The sequence below is a fragment of the Pantoea sp. M_9 genome, from assembly GCF_008631385.1.
GTDB lineage: Bacteria > Pseudomonadota > Gammaproteobacteria > Enterobacterales > Enterobacteriaceae > Pantoea > Pantoea eucrina.
This window is the reverse complement of record NZ_VWUF01000004.1, coordinates 41,736-57,243: the sequence shown is the minus strand read 5'-3', so window position 1 is coordinate 57,243 and position 15,508 is coordinate 41,736. Positions and strand designations below refer to the sequence as shown.

Below are 15,508 nucleotides of genomic sequence, written 5' to 3'. Positions count from 1 at the left end.
TGCCGCAGGGGAACGACCCGCAGCAGTCTGTCTGTCCGTACCGCATGTTCAGCAATCAGGAGGGCAGCCTGGCCGCCCTTGTTATCGTTGTTACGTTACAGCGCCTTGTCGTTAGGTGATTTAAACAGGGCCTGCATATCGGAGGAGAGTTCAAAATTCAGATTGAGGTTTTTTGGCGGAATAGGCTGTTTAAACCATTTATCAAACCATTTGGTCGCTTCACCGGAGGTCTGTGCCTTAGCAATGGTCTCATCCAGCAGCTGTTTGAACTGTGGATCGTCTTTACGCAGCATGCAGCCGTAAGCCTCTTTGGATTGCGGGGTACCCGTAATCTCCCAGTTATCAGGCTTTTTCGCCTTGGCGCGCTCACCGGCCAGCAGGGCATCATCCATCATAAAGGCGACGGCACGTCCGGTTTCCAGCGTGCGGAACGAATCGCCATGATCTTTAGCGCTGATAATGCGCATATCGAGCTTTTTCTCATCATTCAGCTTGCGCAGCAGAATTTCAGAGGTGGTACCGGAGGTGACCACAACCGTTTTGCCTTTCAGATCGGTGAAATCTTTAATGTCACCGCCTTTTTTCACCAGTAAACGGGTGCCGATGATAAAGATGGTGTCAGAGAAGGCCGCCTGCTGCTGACGCTCAACGTTGTTTGTCGTGGAACCACATTCAAAATCGTAAGTGCCGTTCTGCAGCAGAGGAATACGGTTCTGCGAGGTAATTGGCAGCATCTTGATCTGCAGATCGGGTTTATTCAGTTTGGCTTTGATCGCTGCCACAATGGCGCTGGAGTAGTCCTGCGAATAGCCGACGACTTTTTGCTGGTTGTCATAATAAGAAAAGGGAACGGATGACTCACGATGGCCGACGACAATAACGCCGCTGTCGTTAATCTTTTTCAGCGTGCCGGTGAAATCTTCTGCCTGAGCCGCGCCCGCTGCTGCTCCCAACAGCAGAAGTGATAAAGCCACTTTGCGCATTTGCATGTTCCAACTCCTTCGTGTGAATGTCGCGCAGAATAAAACTGCGCAGAGCGTGATGTTATGTCTGTGTCCTGCTGCTTTTTTAATAATCCTTTAGCGCAACTGCGCGCAGGATAGGGGACTAACATAGCGAAATGTTAACGTAATGAAACAAAAAAGTTTGTTTTTTGCGAGCCGCTCCGCACCATTACAAGGCAATGTAGCTGCCTTGCGCTGTTTCAGTGCGCAATCATGCCCGTTAACAGTGCGTGAAATTCATCACAGCAAGCCTGCTGCCGGCATTCGCCCTTGTCGTTATGATTAGCAGCAAGCTTCGTGCCACATTACGCAGCATTGCAGGAGAATGTTTCAGCGGAAAGACAAAAAAAAAGCGAAGCCGTGGCTTCGCTTTCAGGGAGACGCGGTCGTCAGACGCGCCGGCGTGCAATGGCGGCGGTGATCGCTGCCAGCGTCAGTAACCAGACCGGCCAGATACCGCTGCGCGCATAGGGCGTTTCGCCTGCAGCAGGCGTTACGCGCGCCTCCAGTACCCGGCGGGTAAACTGCGGGATCATCTTTTCAACGTCACCGTCGGCGTTGACCACGGCCGTAACGCCATTGTTTGTCGAGCGCAGCAGCGGGCGTCCCAGCTCAAGCGCACGCATGCGCGCCATCTGAAAATGCTGCCACGGGCCGATCGAGTGGCCGAACCAGGCGTCATTTGAAACCGTCAGCAGGAAGTTGGTATCTGGCCGGAAGTTGGCACGTACCTGTTCGCCCAGAACGATTTCATAGCAGATGGCGCTGGTGAGGTTATAACCCGCCACGTTCAGCTGTGGCTGGATGTATGCACCGCGGCTGAAAGAGGACATGGGCAGATCGAAGAACGGCGCCAGCGGACGAAGCAGGCTCTCCAGCGGCACAAACTCGCCGAACGGCACCAGGTGATTTTTCTGATAGCGGTTACGGCTCTGGTAGCTATAAGGCTGTTTGCCACCGAGCACGATGACGGAGTTATAGTCGTGATAGCGGTTATCACCCTCAATGCGTGAGTCAACGATGCCGGTGATCAAACTGCTGCCGCGCGCGCGCAGTTCCGCGTCCAGCGCCTGTAAAAAGGGCTGCTGGTTACTTTCAAGATCGGTAATAGCCGATTCAGGCCAGATAATCAGCGGCGCACTGCCGATATAGGGCTGACTGTAACTGGTATAGACGCGCAGCGTGTCGCGCAGCTGCTGTGGATCCCACTTCATCGATTGCGGGATATTACCCTGTACCATCGCCACATCCACGCTGCGTGCCGGCAGCGGCTGATACCAGTGCAGCATACGCAGCGGCCACGGCAGCAGCAGCAGGGCTGCGGCAACAATCAGGCTTTTCAGACTGCGCTGATGCAGGGCAAAGACCAGCAGGCCGGCAATCATCATCAGCAGGAAGGTAATGGTCTCTACGCCCGCAAGCGGCGCAATACCTTTCAGCGGACCGTCAATCTGACTGTAGCCAAACTGCAGCCAGGGGAAACCCGTCAGGACCCAGCCGCGCAGAAACTCGCTGATTTGCCATAATGCCGGCGCCGCCAGCGCCAGCCGCCATAGGGTAGCGCGCGGCCAGAAGCGGTTGAGCACCACGGCAAACAGCAGCGGATAGAGCGCCAGATATGCTGCCAGCAGCAGCACCAGAAAAACGTTTACCGGCCCGGGCATACCGCCAAAGGTAGCGATGCTGACATAGACCCAGTTAATGCCGCTGCCAAACAGGCCAAAGCCCCATGTAAAGCCAAGCGCTGCAGCCTGTGCAGGACGACGGTTTAGCAGTAATACCTGCAAACCCGCCAGGGAGATAAGCGCCGCAGGCCAGAAATCGTAAGGAGAAAAGGCGAGGGTGCCGGTGGCACCCGCTATCAGCGCCAGCAGCAGACGCACCCGCTGGCGGGAAAAAAGAGAGGCAGATGCCATAAAGTTATTCGTCTTCGAGTTGCGGTTGTGGAGAATCTTCCGGAATTTTCACATGCACCTGAATAATACGACGGCTGTCCGCCATAGCGACTTTGAAGTGGTAGTCATCAATAGTGATACTCTCGCCGCGAGCCGGCAGGTGGCCAAAGCCCTGCATAACCAGACCGCCAATCGTATCCACTTCGTCATCGCTGAAATCGGTGCCAAACGCCTCGTTGAAATCTTCAATCGGCGTCAGCGCGCGTACCGTGTAGGTATGGCGATTCAGCTGACGGATGTCGCGATCTTCTTCGTCGTCATACTCATCTTCGATTTCGCCGACAATCAGCTCCAGAATATCTTCGATGGTCACCAGGCCAGATACGCCACCAAACTCATCAATAACAATCGCCATATGATAGCGCTGCGAGCGAAACTCTTTCAGCATGCGGTCAACGCGCTTGCTTTCCGGTACCACTACCGCAGGACGCAGCACCTTTTCCATACTGAAGGGCTCAGCGCTGCTGCTCATAAACGGCAGCAGATCTTTCGCCATCAGAATGCCTTCAACGTGGTCTTTATCTTCGCTGATAACCGGAAAACGGGAGTGCGCAGATTCAATAATCACGGCCAGGCACTCTTCCAGACTCTGATTGCGCTTCAGGGTGATCATCTGTGAGCGTGGGATCATGATATCGCGTACGCGCTGCTCAGCGATGTCGAGCACCCCTTCCAGCATGTCGCGGGTATCCTGGTCAATCAGCTCTTTTTGTTCAGAATCACGGATCAGACCCAGCAGTTCATCACGATTTTTAGGTTCACCGTGAAACAGCTGGCTAAGCAGCAGGGAAAAGAAGCCCTTTTTACTACTGGGGGCATCGTTGTTTTGAGAATGGTCGTCGCTCATGGCGTTTTAATTACGATCTCGCTGTTAGATAAGGATAGCTGCCCGCGTCCCGCCGGCAGCACAGTAGCCTGAACCCACGGCTCAGGCGTCTTCTTTCTCCGAAATGTACGGGTCAGGATAACCAAGAGCAAGCATTATCTCAGTCTCCAGCGCCTCCATCTCTTCGGCTTCACTGTCTTCAATATGGTCATAGCCCAGCAGATGCAGCGTGCCGTGTACAACCATGTGTGCCCAGTGTGCTTCAGTGCTTTTACCCTGTTCAGCCGCTTCCTGCTCAACCACCTGGCGACAGATAATTAAATCACCCAGCAGCGGCAGCTCAATGCCCGGCGGCGCTTCAAAAGGAAAAGAGAGCACGTTGGTCGGCTTGTCTTTGCCGCGATAAGTCAGGTTTAGCTCGTGACTCTCCGCTTCATCAACCAGGCGAATCGTGACCTCACTTTCTGGCTGAAAGGGGGTAATGGCCGCTTCCAGCCAGCGCTGAAAAGCGGTTTCTTCCGGCAGGCCGTGCGCGTCGGCGCAGGCCTGCTGTAAATCCAGTACTACCGTACTCATGACGGCTCCTGTGGTGGTGTGGAGTGCATAGCCTGAGCGGCCAGCGACTCCCGTTTACGCTCTTCCGCCAGTTTATCACGACGCTTCTGATCCGCCTCTTCCCAGGCTTCATAAGCGTTCACAATACGTGCCACTACCGGATGGCGTACCACATCTTCGCTGTGGAAGAAGTTAAAGCTGATCTCTTCGACGTCAGCCAGCACTTCAATCGCGTGGCGCAGACCCGACTTGGTGCTGCGCGGCAGGTCAATCTGCGTTACGTCACCGGTGATCACCGCTTTGGAGTTAAAGCCGATGCGCGTCAGGAACATCTTCATCTGTTCAATGGTGGTGTTCTGGCTCTCATCGAGGATCACAAACGCATCATTCAGCGTACGACCGCGCATATAGGCGAGCGGTGCCACCTCAATCACGTTACGCTCCATCAGCTTTTCAACCCGTTCAAAGCCGAGCATCTCAAACAGCGCGTCATAAAGCGGGCGCAGATAGGGATCAACCTTCTGGCTCAGATCGCCAGGCAGAAAGCCCAGCTTTTCACCCGCCTCTACCGCCGGGCGGGTCAGCAGGATACGACGAATCTCCTGGCGCTCCAGGGCATCAACCGCGGCGGCAACCGCAAGATAGGTTTTACCGGTACCCGCCGGGCCGATACCAAAGGTGATATCGTGGTCGAGGATGTTGGCGATGTACTGCGCCTGATTCGGCGTGCGCGGCTTAATCACACCGCGTTTGGTTTTAATGTTTACCGCTTTGCCATACTCCGGCACGCTTTCGGCGGTCTGCTCCAGCACCCGGCTCTCTTTAATGGCCAGATGAATGTGATCCGGTTCGATATCCGGAATATGGCCGCGAACCGGGGCAGTATCCACATACAGCGTACGCAGGATATGCGCGGCGGCCTCCACGCTGAGCGCGCGGCCCACCAGCTTAAAATGGTTGTCGCGGCGGTTGATTTCGATGCCCAGACGGCGTTCCAGCTGCTTCACATTGTCATCAAACGGACCGCACAGGCTCATCAGACGCTGGTTGTCGGCGGGTTCCAGGGCGATTTCACGAGTTTCGATATTCAATTGAATCCTTTGGGTCACACAGGGCCAGTTGAAAAGATGTATGGATGCCACGCGTGCGCGTCATAAGCGTATGACAAAATTATTTATGGGACAGCATCAGGACGCAAGCGCAGGGAAAGATATTTGGGCGACCGCTGCAGAATGCAAGGGGTGGCGAATGAAACAGGCGGCAGCACGCTGCGTGCTGCCGCACAGTGATTAACTGTCAGGGTTGATACAGGCCGACGCCGGTTTCATCCTCTTTGCGGGTACGGGCAATGACGGCCGCCGGACTCTGCGCCACGCGCAGCCCCATGCGATCTTCAGTGCGTACGACCACGCCGCGCAGTGAGTTGGCATAGACGTCAACGATTTCAACATCGACAAATTTGCCAATCATGTTCACTGAGCCTTCAAAGTTCACCACGCGGTTATTTTCAGTACGGCCGGTCAGTTCCATCACATTTTTACGTGATGTGCCCTCAACCAGAATACGCTGAACGGTACCCACCATACGGCGGCTGATCGCCATCGCCTGCTGCTGGATACGATCCTGCAGAATATAGAGGCGCTGCTTTTTCTCCTCTTCCGGCACGTCGTCTGGCAGGTCAGCCGCAGGCGTACCCGGACGGGCGGAGTAGATAAAGCTGTAGCTGGTGTCAAAGTTAACGTCGTGAATCAGCTTCATGGTCTGTTCGAAGTCGTGCTGAGTTTCACCCGGGAAACCGATGATAAAATCAGAGCTGATTTCAATATCAGGACGTGCTGCACGCAGCTTGCGAATAATTGCTTTGTACTCCAGGGCAGTGTGCGCCCGCTTCATCAGCGTCAGAATACGGTCAGCGCCGCTCTGAACCGGCAGATGCAGAAAGCTCACCAGCTCTGGCGTATCGCGATAGACATCAATGATGTCATCGGTGAACTCAATCGGATGGCTGGTGGTGAAGCGGATGCGGTCGATACCATCAATGGCGGCGACGAGGCGCAGCAGCTCAGCAAACGTGCAGATCTGGTCATCAAAGGTCGCGCCGCGATAGGCGTTGACGTTCTGACCCAGCAGGTTGACCTCGCGCACACCCTGAGCGGCCAGCTGGGCGATTTCCAGCAGGATATCGTCGCAGGGACGGCTGACTTCTTCGCCGCGGGTATAAGGCACCACGCAGAAAGTGCAATATTTATTGCAGCCTTCCATGATAGAGACAAAAGCCGTCGGGCCTTCAGCGCGCGGTTCCGGCAGGCGGTCAAATTTTTCAATTTCCGGGAAGCTGACGTCAACTACCGGGCTTTTATTACCGCGTACCTGATTGATCATTTCCGGCAGGCGATGCAGCGTCTGCGGTCCAAAGACGATATCAACACACTGCGCACGCTGGCGCAGTTTATCGCCTTCCTGCGACGCCACGCAGCCGCCCACGCCGATGATAAGATCGGGATTGACCGCTTTGAGCTTTTTCCAGCGCCCCAGCAGGTGAAAGACTTTTTCCTGCGCTTTCTCACGGATAGAGCAGGTATTAAGCAGCAGAACATCTGCGTCTTCGGCTTCCTCCGTCAGGGTGTAGCCGTGCGTGCTGTTCAGCAGGTCAGCCATCTTGGATGAATCATACTCATTCATCTGACAGCCCCAGGTTTTGATATGCAGTTTTTTGGTCATTGAACCAGCCATTGAATCTGAGCAGGAAAGTGCAGGGGGCATAGTGTAATGCTTTGGGGGGGATGTGACCAGCGTACCCGTCATACTTCGCGCACCAGCGTGACAGCCAGGCTGCTGCGGGCCGCGCAGGCACAAAAAGATGTGGCAGCGGGTCAGCCCCCCCATTACGGATGATTTCCGGTACACTTTGTTTATCAGCAAACGCCGTAGGGCGTCAGGGCAACAGGAAAGGTGAGGATCGATGCAGGAGAGACAGTATGACGTGGTCATCGTCGGAGGTGGCATGGTGGGGGCGGCGCTGGCGTGCGGGCTGGCGCAGCAGCAGTTCCGCGTCGCTGTCATAGAGCGTGCAGAGCCTGAGCCGTTTGATAACAGCGGCGAGCCTGATATCCGCATCTCTGCGATTGGTGCTTCTTCAGTTGCGCTACTGCAGCAGCTGGGTGCCTGGACGCGCGTAGAGGCGATGCGCAGTGCGCCCTATCGCAAACTGGAAACCTGGGAGTGGCAGAGCGCGCACGTCACGTTTGATGCAGCATCGCTGGGGCTGCCGGTGCTTGGCTATATGGTGGAAAATCGCGTGTTGCAGCGGGCGCTGTGGGAGCAGATGCAGCAGGATGGTGTCGCGCTGCTGTGCCCGGCAACGCTTCAGGATCTGCAGCCGCATAGCGGTGGCTGGCACATCACCCTGGACCAGGGCGCACCGCTTGATGCCCGGCTGGTGGTTGGCGCGGATGGCGCAAACTCGCGGGTGCGGCAGCTGGCAGGCATTGGCGTGCACGGCTGGAACTATGCGCAATCCTGCATGCTTATCAGTACTGAGTGTGAGCATCCGGCGGGTGATGCTACCTGGCAGCAGTTTACGCCGCAGGGGCCGCGAGCTTTTCTGCCGCTTTTTGACCAGCATGCATCGCTGGTGTGGTATGACGCACCCGCGCGTATCCGTCAGCTGCAGGCGCTGCCGCTGAGCCAGCTGGAGAAAGAGGTAAAGCTGAATTTCCCGGCCCGTCTCGGCCGCTTTCAGATAAAGAGTGCGGCGTCGTTCCCGCTGGTGCGGCGTCATGCCACGCGCTACGTCATGCCGGGGCTGGCGCTGGTGGGAGATGCTGCGCATACGATCAATCCGCTGGCGGGGCAGGGTGTCAATCTGGGCTATCGCGACGTGGATGCGCTGATTAATGTGCTGACTGAGGCGCGCAGTCAGGCGCAGACGTGGTCAGCAATGGCGGTGCTGCAGCGCTATCAGCGTGAACGCTATCGCGATAATCTGCTGATGCAGGGTGGTATGGATCTGTTCTATTTTGCGTTCAGTAACTCACTGCCGCCGCTGCGCCTGGCGCGTAATCTGGGGTTGATGGCGGCAGAACGCGCCGGCGGCCTGAAGCGTCGTGCGCTGCGCTACGCGCTGGGACTCTGACCTGACTCACGCTTACTGCTGGCGCGCCGGCAGTAAGCCCTGTCGTTTCAGAACGTCAGAAACAACAAAGCCCGCAAAAGCGGGCCTGTTGTGCAATTTGGCTGGGGTGCAGGGATTCGAACCCCGGAATGCTGGTATCAGAAACCAGTGCCTTACCGCTTGGCGACACCCCAATAGGTGTTTGATCAAATTGTCTTTGTATGGCTGGGGTGCAGGGATTCGAACCCCGGAATGCTGGTATCAGAAACCAGTGCCTTACCGCTTGGCGACACCCCAATTATCTGGTGGCTACGACGGGAATCGAACCTGTGACCCCATCATTATGAGTGATGTGCTCTAACCGACTGAGCTACGTAGCCATAATACTGCTTTACTGCTTTTCCCGATGCTGGCTGGGATACCTGGATTCGAACCAGGGAATGCCGGTATCAAAAACCGGTGCCTTACCGCTTGGCGATATCCCATCTGTTAACGCGTATCCACGAAAACATATCGGATTGGCTGGGGTACCTGGATTCGAACCAGGGAATGCCGGTATCAAAAACCGGTGCCTTACCGCTTGGCGATACCCCATCCGGCTGCCGAAGACTGAAATGGTGCGGGAGGCGAGACTTGAACTCGCACACCTTGCGGCGCCAGAACCTAAATCTGGTGCGTCTACCAATTTCGCCACTCCCGCAAAAAAGATGGTGGCTACGACGGGAATCGAACCTGTGACCCCATCATTATGAGTGATGTGCTCTAACCGACTGAGCTACGTAGCCATCTTTTTTCGCGTTACCTTCAACGGCGTTGCGGGGCGCATTATGCGTATTGAGCTTTGTAGCGTCAACAGTTTTTTTGCCGTTTTTTACCTTGCGGCGCCTGTTTGTCTGGCTTGTAACCAGGCTGGCGCTTTATTCAGCAATTTTCGATCGCATCCGCGTCAGTTGCAACTAAAAAGGGACCGCAGCGGGTCCCTTACTCTATCCGGCGATGCGCTTATTTGTAAGCGGACTGATGTACGCCAACGGCACGGCCGGAAGGATCGTCCATGGATTTGAACGCCTCGTCCCACTCAATCGCTTTAGCAGAAGAGCAGGCCACAGAAGGTCCGCCAGGCACGCACTCTGCCGCGCTCGGCAGCGGGAACAGCTCCTCAAAGATTTCGCGATAGAGATACGCTTCTTTTGAGACAGGCGTGTTGTGCGGGAAGCGGAAGTGTGCGGTCGCCAGCTGCTGATCGCTGACCTGCTTCGCCGCCACTTCTTTCAGCGTATCGATCCAGCTGTAACCGACGCCATCAGAAAATTGCTCTTTTTGACGCCACGCCACGCTCTCCGGCAGGTACGATGAGAAGCATTCACGCAGAATATGCTTTTCCATCTTTCCGTTGCTGCCGCACAGTTTATCTTCCGGGTTGATGCGCATTGCCACATCCAGGAATTTTTTATCCAGGAACGGCACGCGTGCCTCTACGCCCCAGGCTGACATCGCTTTGTTCGCACGCGCGCAGTCAAACATATGCAGCGCCAGCAGCTTACGCACGTTCTCCTCATGAAACTCACGGGCGTTTGGTGCTTTATGGAAGTAGAGATAGCCGCCAAACACTTCATCTGCGCCCTCACCAGAAAGCACCATCTTGATACCCATCGCCTTGATTTTGCGCGACATCAGATACATCGGCGTTGAAGCGCGAATCGTGGTGACATCATAGGTTTCGATGTGGTAAATCACGTCACGGATGGCGTCCAGACCTTCCTGTACCGTGAAATGAATTTCGTGGTGCACGGTACCGAGATGATCGGCGACCGCCTGCGCAGCTTTCAGATCGGGCGAGCCTTCCAGACCCACAGCAAACGAGTGCAGCTGTGGCCACCAGGCGTCGCTCTTATCAGCATCTTCCACCCGTTTAGCCGCAAAACGCTTGGTAACGGCCGAAATGATCGAAGAGTCCAGTCCGCCTGAGAGCAGCACGCCGTAAGGGACATCCGACATCAGATGGCTTTTTACTGACTCTTCCAGCGCATGTTTCAGGCCTGCAGCATCCGTGGTGTTCTGCGCAACCGCTGCAAAATCCATCCAGTCGCGCTGCCAGTAACGACGGATCTCACCGTCAGTGCTGGAGAGGAAGCTTCCCGGCGGAAATTCTTTAATAGAGCGGCAGACCGGAACCAGCGCTTTCATTTCAGATGCAACGTAAAGGTTGCCGTGCTCATCATTGCCCATATAGAGCGGAATGATACCGATATGATCGCGACCAATCAGGTACTGCTGTTTAACGCTGTCCCACAGGATGAAAGCGAACATACCCTGCAGGTCATCGAGGAAATCGACGCCTTTTTCCTGATAAAGCGCCAGAATCACTTCGCAGTCGGAGCCGGTCTGAAACGCGTAACGATCGCTCAGCTCAGCGCGCAGCGCCTGATGATTATAAATTTCGCCGTTCACGGCCAGTACGTGGGTGTGGTCAGCGTTATACAGCGGCTGCGCGCCGTTGTTAACGTCAACGATTGAGAGGCGCTCATGCACCAGGATAGCCTTATCATCTGCAAACACTCCGGACCAGTCCGGGCCGCGGTGACGCATCAGACGGGAAGACTCCAGCGCTTTCTTGCGCAGTTCAACAGGATCGCTTTTCAGATCCAGCACACCAAAAATCGAACACATAACTGACTCCTGATCTCACCCTGTGGCGATGTTATTTTGCATTTGTCCGGCAGCCTGCGCTGCGTGATGTATAAGAAAATGCGCTAATTGATGGTGGTTGCGCAAGCAAAATAACGTTTTTATGATAAATAGAGTGTTGCACAGGTGAATAAATTAAATATTAATCAAAATAAATGCTGTTTTTTTAGATGATATCTAATAATTTTCCGGTTTAGCTCTTTTTATCATCAGGCGTCCAAAACAGTAACGCCCCGCACACCGGCAGGTGGGCAGGGCGTCAGCAGATGCACGGCGCCGGTCAGAACAGATCGATATCGGCGACGGAAGGGAAAATCCAGTCGGGGCGGAACGGCATAGCGTCGATATCGCTCAGGGTAGAGACACCTGAGAGCACCAGAATGGTTTCCAGCCCCGCCTGGAAGCCCGCCAGGATATCGGTGCGCAGGTTATCACCCACGATCACTGTCTCTTCAGAGTGCGCATGCATTTTGTTCAGCGCAGCCCGCATAATGTAGGGGCTGGGCTTGCCAACGTAAAAGGGCTTACGGCCCGAAATGGTTTCGATACCGGCACAGAGTGCGCCGCAGGCGGGAATAAATCCACGCGCATGGGTATCCGGATTGGTCGCAATAAAGCGCGCGCCGTTAGCCACAAAAAATGCGGCTTTATGCATCATATCCCAGTTAAACGAGCGGGTTTCACCGACGATAACAAAATCAGGATTGACGTCAGTAATGGTAAAGCCGGCGTTGTAGAGTTCGTGAACCAGCGCACCTTCCCCGATTACATACGCTTTTTTCCCCTCCTGACGCCGCAGGAAATCAGCGGTGGCCATGGCTGAGGTATAAAATACCGAGTCAGGAATGTCGACGCCGGCGTTGGAGAAACGGTTAGCCAGATCCTGAGCAGTCTGCGACGGATAGTTAGTCAGCACGACCAGCGGCATGCCTTTTTCCAGGATACGCTGCAGAAATTCATTAGCCCCTTTCACGGCCGTGTTGTCATGCATCAACACGCCATCGATATCACAGATTACGCTTTTAATGGTCATACAAGATCCCGTCAGGCCGTCTCAGGCAGGTTACAATTAATCTTCCAGCAGATGCTGCAGCAGAATGCCATTCAGCATAGCGCGTTTTGCCAGCGCAAACGCACCAATCGCGGAGCGATGATCCAGCTGTGAGCGCACCACCGGCAGGTTTTTGCGAAACTCACGCAGCACCTGCGTATTGATACAGCTCTCAATGGCGGGAAACAACACTTTGTCGGCGTCGGTGATTTCGCCCGCCAGCACCACCTTTTGCGGGTTAAAGAGGTTGATTGCAATGGCAATCGCTTTGCCAAGATAACGCCCCACATACTCAATCACTTCACACGCCAGCGCGTCGCCCTGATTAGCGGCGTGACAGATTTGCGGCATCAGGCAGTTATCCAGCGACAGCACACTCGGATATCCCTGATTCAGCAGATGGCGTACGCGGTTTTCAATGGCGCCATTTGCGGCGATGGTTTCCAGACAGCCGAAGTTGCCGCAGTGGCAGCGTTCGCCTAACGGATCGACCTGGATATGGCCAATTTCACCCACGTTACCGTTACTGCCGAGGAAAATCTGCCCGTTAGCAATAATGCCGGCACCGGTTCCACGATGCAGCCGCACCAGAATCGAGTCAGCGCAGTCGCGGCTTGCACCGAAGTAGTGCTCAGCCAGCGCCAGACTGCGGATATCATGCCCTACAAAGCTGGTCACGCTGAACCGCTGCTGCAGGCTGGCGACCAGCGGCCAGTGGCTGACGGCAATGTGCGGCATATAGCGAATAATCCCTTTAACCGGATCAACCAGCCCGGGCAGGATCACGGCAATAGCGATCAGCTCATGAATTTTCCGCTGATGCACGTTGATAAACGCGCTGATAGCATTAAACAGTGCGTTCTCCAGCGTCTCCTGCGTGCGCTCTGGTAGCGGATAATCTTCCTGCGCCAGCGATTTGCCGCTTAGATCAAACAGGGTAAGCGTGGCGTCGTTGCGTCCGAGACGGACGCCGATGGTATGAAAATGACGGGTTTCCGTGATAATGGAGATGGCGCGGCGACCGCCGGTAGAGGCCTGCTGCTCGACCTCTTTGATCAGACCGCGTTCAATCAACTGACGGGTAATTTTAGTGACACTGGCGGGCGCAAGCTGGCTGAGATCGGCAATCTGAATGCGCGAAATCGGCCCCTGTTGATCGATCAACCGATAAACGGCTGCGCTATTGAGTTGTTTGACAAGATCGACATTTCCTATTTGAGTCTGGCCGCCAGTGGTCATTCAATGCTTACTCGCTGAGGACGCTCTCTCCATTGACGAACGTCTTGATGATTTGATAATCGCGGGTAAAAACAGTGAGGTTGGCGGCTTTTCCTGCTGCTACCGTGCCCAGCTGTTTTTCCACGCCCATGGCTCTTGCCGGATAAAGCGTTGCCATACGTAACGCCTCATCCAGGGCAATGCCGCAATACTCTACGCTGTTCTGCACTGCTTCAATCATTGTCAGTGCTGAACCGCTCAGGGTTCCATGCTCATCCACGCACAGGCCATTGCGATAGTATATTGTTTTACCTGCAAAAATAAATTTATCAATCGCGGCACCCGCTGGCGCAGTCGCGTCAGTAACCAGAATCAGCCGTTCGCCTTTAAGCCGCTTTGCCATGCGCACGTTAGCGTAATTGACATGTAAGCCATCTGCAATGATGCCGCAGTATACATCAGGCGAATCAAACAGCGCACCGACCAGTCCAGGTTCACGGCCGCTAAAAGGGCTCATCGCATTATAAAGGTGGGTCGCAAAAGTAATACCGGCGCTGAATCCGGCTTTTGCCTCGGCATAGGTCGCATTAGAGTGACCGGCAGAGACGATGATACCGGCTGCGCTGAGCTGACGAATAACCTCGCTGCCTGCCTGTTCAGGCGCCAGCGTAACCTTAGTAATGACATCCGCGTTGGCACAAAGGTAGTCAACCAGTGCGGGATCGGGCTGGCGTATCAGAGCCGGATTGTGCGTCCCTTTTTTCTCCCGGTTGAGCCACGGACCTTCAAGGTGCAAACCCAGCGCCTGATTCTGCCGCGTTGTCAGCCAGGCGCGCATGGTTTCCACCGCCTGCTTCATCAGTTCATCACTGCTGGTAATCAGCGTGGGAAGAAAGCTGGTACAGCCTGACTTTTCATTAGCACGCTGCATTATCTCCAGCGTTTCCACGCTCAGCGCTTCAGGCGAATCGTTGAATTGCACACCGCCGCAGCCGTTGAGCTGCAGGTCGATAAAGCCGGGAGCGATAAACGCGCCGGCCATATCCTGTTGCGGTAGCGCTGCATCCAGCATGGCGCGCGGGCAAACCCGATCAATAATACCGTCCGCGATAACTACCGCGTGATCGTCCAGAATGTCATAGCCGGTAAAAATCCGACCGTTTACTAATGCGTACATTATCTCTCTCCCGGCTGCGCCAGCTGTCAGCGACAGCAGGCTTCTACATCGTCCTCTCAGACGCCCTGCATATTTTCCGCTTCAAGCTCGCGGAAATATTTTACCGTTTTAACTTTCAGTTCCATTGTCGCTGGCTCATCGCATACCACAACCGCTTTTGGATGCAGCTGCAGACAGCTGATGGTCCACATATGGTTTACGTTACCTTCTACCGCGGCCTGAAGCGCCAGCGCTTTGACATGGCCTGTCACGAGAATCATCACCTCTTCGGCATCCAGCAGCGTACCCACGCCAACGGTCAGCGCATATTTAGGAACCTGGCTGACATCGCCATCAAAAAAGCGTGAATTAGCGACACGCGTATCATGCGTCAGCGTTTTTATACGTGTACGCGATGAGAGCGAGGAGGCGGGTTCATTAAACGCAATATGGCCATCATTGCCTACACCACCCATAAACAGGTGGATTTTACCAAACGCACGAATCTTCTCTTCATACTGGCGACATTCTGCGTCAATATCTTCCGCATTGCCATTCAGAAGATTGATGTTTTCTGACGGAATATCAACATGATCGAAAAAGTTGCGATACATAAAGCTGTGATAGCTTTCCGGGTGCGCTTTCGGCAGACCAACATACTCATCCATATTGAATGTGACGACATGCTTAAAGCTGACCTGGCCCGCTTTGTGCATCTCAATCAAATGCTTGTAAGCTTCCAGCGGCGTGCCGCCCGTAGGCAATCCCAGAACAAAGGGACGCTCAGGGCCTGGGTTGAAGGCGTTAATCCGGTTGACGATATGGCGGGCTGCCCATTTGCCAACCTGAGCAGGTGTAGCCAGCGGAATCAGTCTCATAGTGCACCTCGGTTAAACAGATAAAAAGAATATGCTGTAGCAGCCGTGATCAAGTGTGAATGA

12 protein-coding genes and 7 tRNA genes are annotated in these 15,508 nt (G+C 54.8%); 1 reads left to right on the top strand and 18 read right to left on the bottom strand.

The window, feature by feature from the left end; translation table 11 throughout:
• Positions 1-95: 95 nt before the first annotated feature.
• The 6 genes from F3I15_RS08915 to miaB form a co-directional block, all read right to left on the bottom strand.
• Positions 96-989, bottom strand: coding sequence for a glutamate/aspartate ABC transporter substrate-binding protein (locus F3I15_RS08915; RefSeq protein ID WP_150017539.1), 894 nt, complete (start codon positions 987-989; stop codon positions 96-98).
• A 404-nt stretch (positions 990-1,393) separates the two neighbouring features.
• Entirely contained in the window at positions 1,394-2,920 is a 1,527-nt protein-coding gene (gene lnt, locus F3I15_RS08910) for an apolipoprotein N-acyltransferase (RefSeq protein WP_150017537.1), read from the bottom strand.
• Positions 2,921-2,924: 4 nt separating this feature from the next.
• Positions 2,925-3,806, bottom strand: coding sequence for a CNNM family magnesium/cobalt transport protein CorC (gene corC, locus F3I15_RS08905; RefSeq protein WP_150017535.1), 882 nt, complete (start codon positions 3,804-3,806; stop codon positions 2,925-2,927).
• A gap of 81 nt (positions 3,807-3,887) precedes the next feature.
• Positions 3,888-4,361 (bottom strand): rRNA maturation RNase YbeY, encoded by a 474-nt coding sequence (gene ybeY, locus F3I15_RS08900; protein ID WP_150017533.1) that lies wholly within the window; start codon positions 4,359-4,361, stop codon positions 3,888-3,890.
• The gene (locus tag F3I15_RS08895; RefSeq protein WP_150017531.1) at positions 4,358-5,431 is read right to left on the bottom strand and encodes a PhoH family protein; all 1,074 of its coding nucleotides are present in this window, start codon (positions 5,429-5,431) and stop codon (positions 4,358-4,360) included. The genes ybeY and F3I15_RS08895 overlap by 4 nt, the downstream gene beginning before the upstream one ends.
• A 205-nt stretch (positions 5,432-5,636) precedes the next feature.
• On the bottom strand, positions 5,637-7,061 hold the full coding sequence (gene miaB, locus F3I15_RS08890) for a tRNA (N6-isopentenyl adenosine(37)-C2)-methylthiotransferase MiaB (RefSeq protein WP_150017529.1): 1,425 nt from the start codon (positions 7,059-7,061) through the stop codon (positions 5,637-5,639).
• A gap of 241 nt (positions 7,062-7,302) precedes the next feature.
• Here miaB and ubiF point away from each other — a divergent pair, with 241 nt between their 5' ends.
• Positions 7,303-8,475: a 3-demethoxyubiquinol 3-hydroxylase gene (gene ubiF / locus F3I15_RS08885; RefSeq protein WP_150017527.1), complete on the top strand. Its 1,173-nt coding sequence runs from the start codon at positions 7,303-7,305 to the stop codon at positions 8,473-8,475.
• Between the two features lie 98 nt (positions 8,476-8,573).
• Here the strand turns inward: ubiF and F3I15_RS08880 are convergent.
• From F3I15_RS08880 to nagB, 12 genes are all read right to left on the bottom strand, one after another.
• A tRNA-Gln gene (locus F3I15_RS08880) sits at positions 8,574-8,648 on the bottom strand.
• A gap of 28 nt (positions 8,649-8,676) precedes the next feature.
• A tRNA-Gln gene (locus tag F3I15_RS08875) sits at positions 8,677-8,751 on the bottom strand.
• Positions 8,752-8,757: 6 nt separating this feature from the next.
• Positions 8,758-8,834, bottom strand: a tRNA-Met gene (locus F3I15_RS08870).
• 30 nt (positions 8,835-8,864) lie between these two features.
• Positions 8,865-8,939 (bottom strand) — tRNA-Gln (locus tag F3I15_RS08865).
• Between the two features lie 34 nt (positions 8,940-8,973).
• Positions 8,974-9,048: transfer RNA gene (locus tag F3I15_RS08860), tRNA-Gln, on the bottom strand.
• A gap of 21 nt (positions 9,049-9,069) precedes the next feature.
• Positions 9,070-9,154 (bottom strand) — tRNA-Leu (locus F3I15_RS08855).
• Between the two features lie 8 nt (positions 9,155-9,162).
• A tRNA-Met gene (locus tag F3I15_RS08850) sits at positions 9,163-9,239 on the bottom strand.
• 217 nt (positions 9,240-9,456) lie between these two features.
• The gene (asnB, locus tag F3I15_RS08845; protein WP_150017525.1) at positions 9,457-11,124 is read right to left on the bottom strand and encodes an asparagine synthase B; all 1,668 of its coding nucleotides are present in this window, start codon (positions 11,122-11,124) and stop codon (positions 9,457-9,459) included.
• 298 nt (positions 11,125-11,422) lie between these two features.
• Positions 11,423-12,175, bottom strand: a complete 753-nt coding sequence (locus F3I15_RS08840; protein WP_039383168.1) for an HAD-IIA family hydrolase — start codon at positions 12,173-12,175, stop codon at positions 11,423-11,425.
• A gap of 36 nt (positions 12,176-12,211) precedes the next feature.
• Positions 12,212-13,432, bottom strand: coding sequence for an N-acetylglucosamine repressor (locus tag F3I15_RS08835; RefSeq protein WP_150017523.1), 1,221 nt, complete (start codon positions 13,430-13,432; stop codon positions 12,212-12,214).
• Positions 13,433-13,439: 7 nt separating this feature from the next.
• Positions 13,440-14,588: an N-acetylglucosamine-6-phosphate deacetylase gene (gene nagA, locus F3I15_RS08830; protein ID WP_039383172.1), complete on the bottom strand. Its 1,149-nt coding sequence runs from the start codon at positions 14,586-14,588 to the stop codon at positions 13,440-13,442.
• 56 nt (positions 14,589-14,644) lie between these two features.
• Positions 14,645-15,445, bottom strand: coding sequence for a glucosamine-6-phosphate deaminase (nagB, locus tag F3I15_RS08825; RefSeq protein ID WP_150017521.1), 801 nt, complete (start codon positions 15,443-15,445; stop codon positions 14,645-14,647).
• Positions 15,446-15,508: the final 63 nt, after the last annotated feature.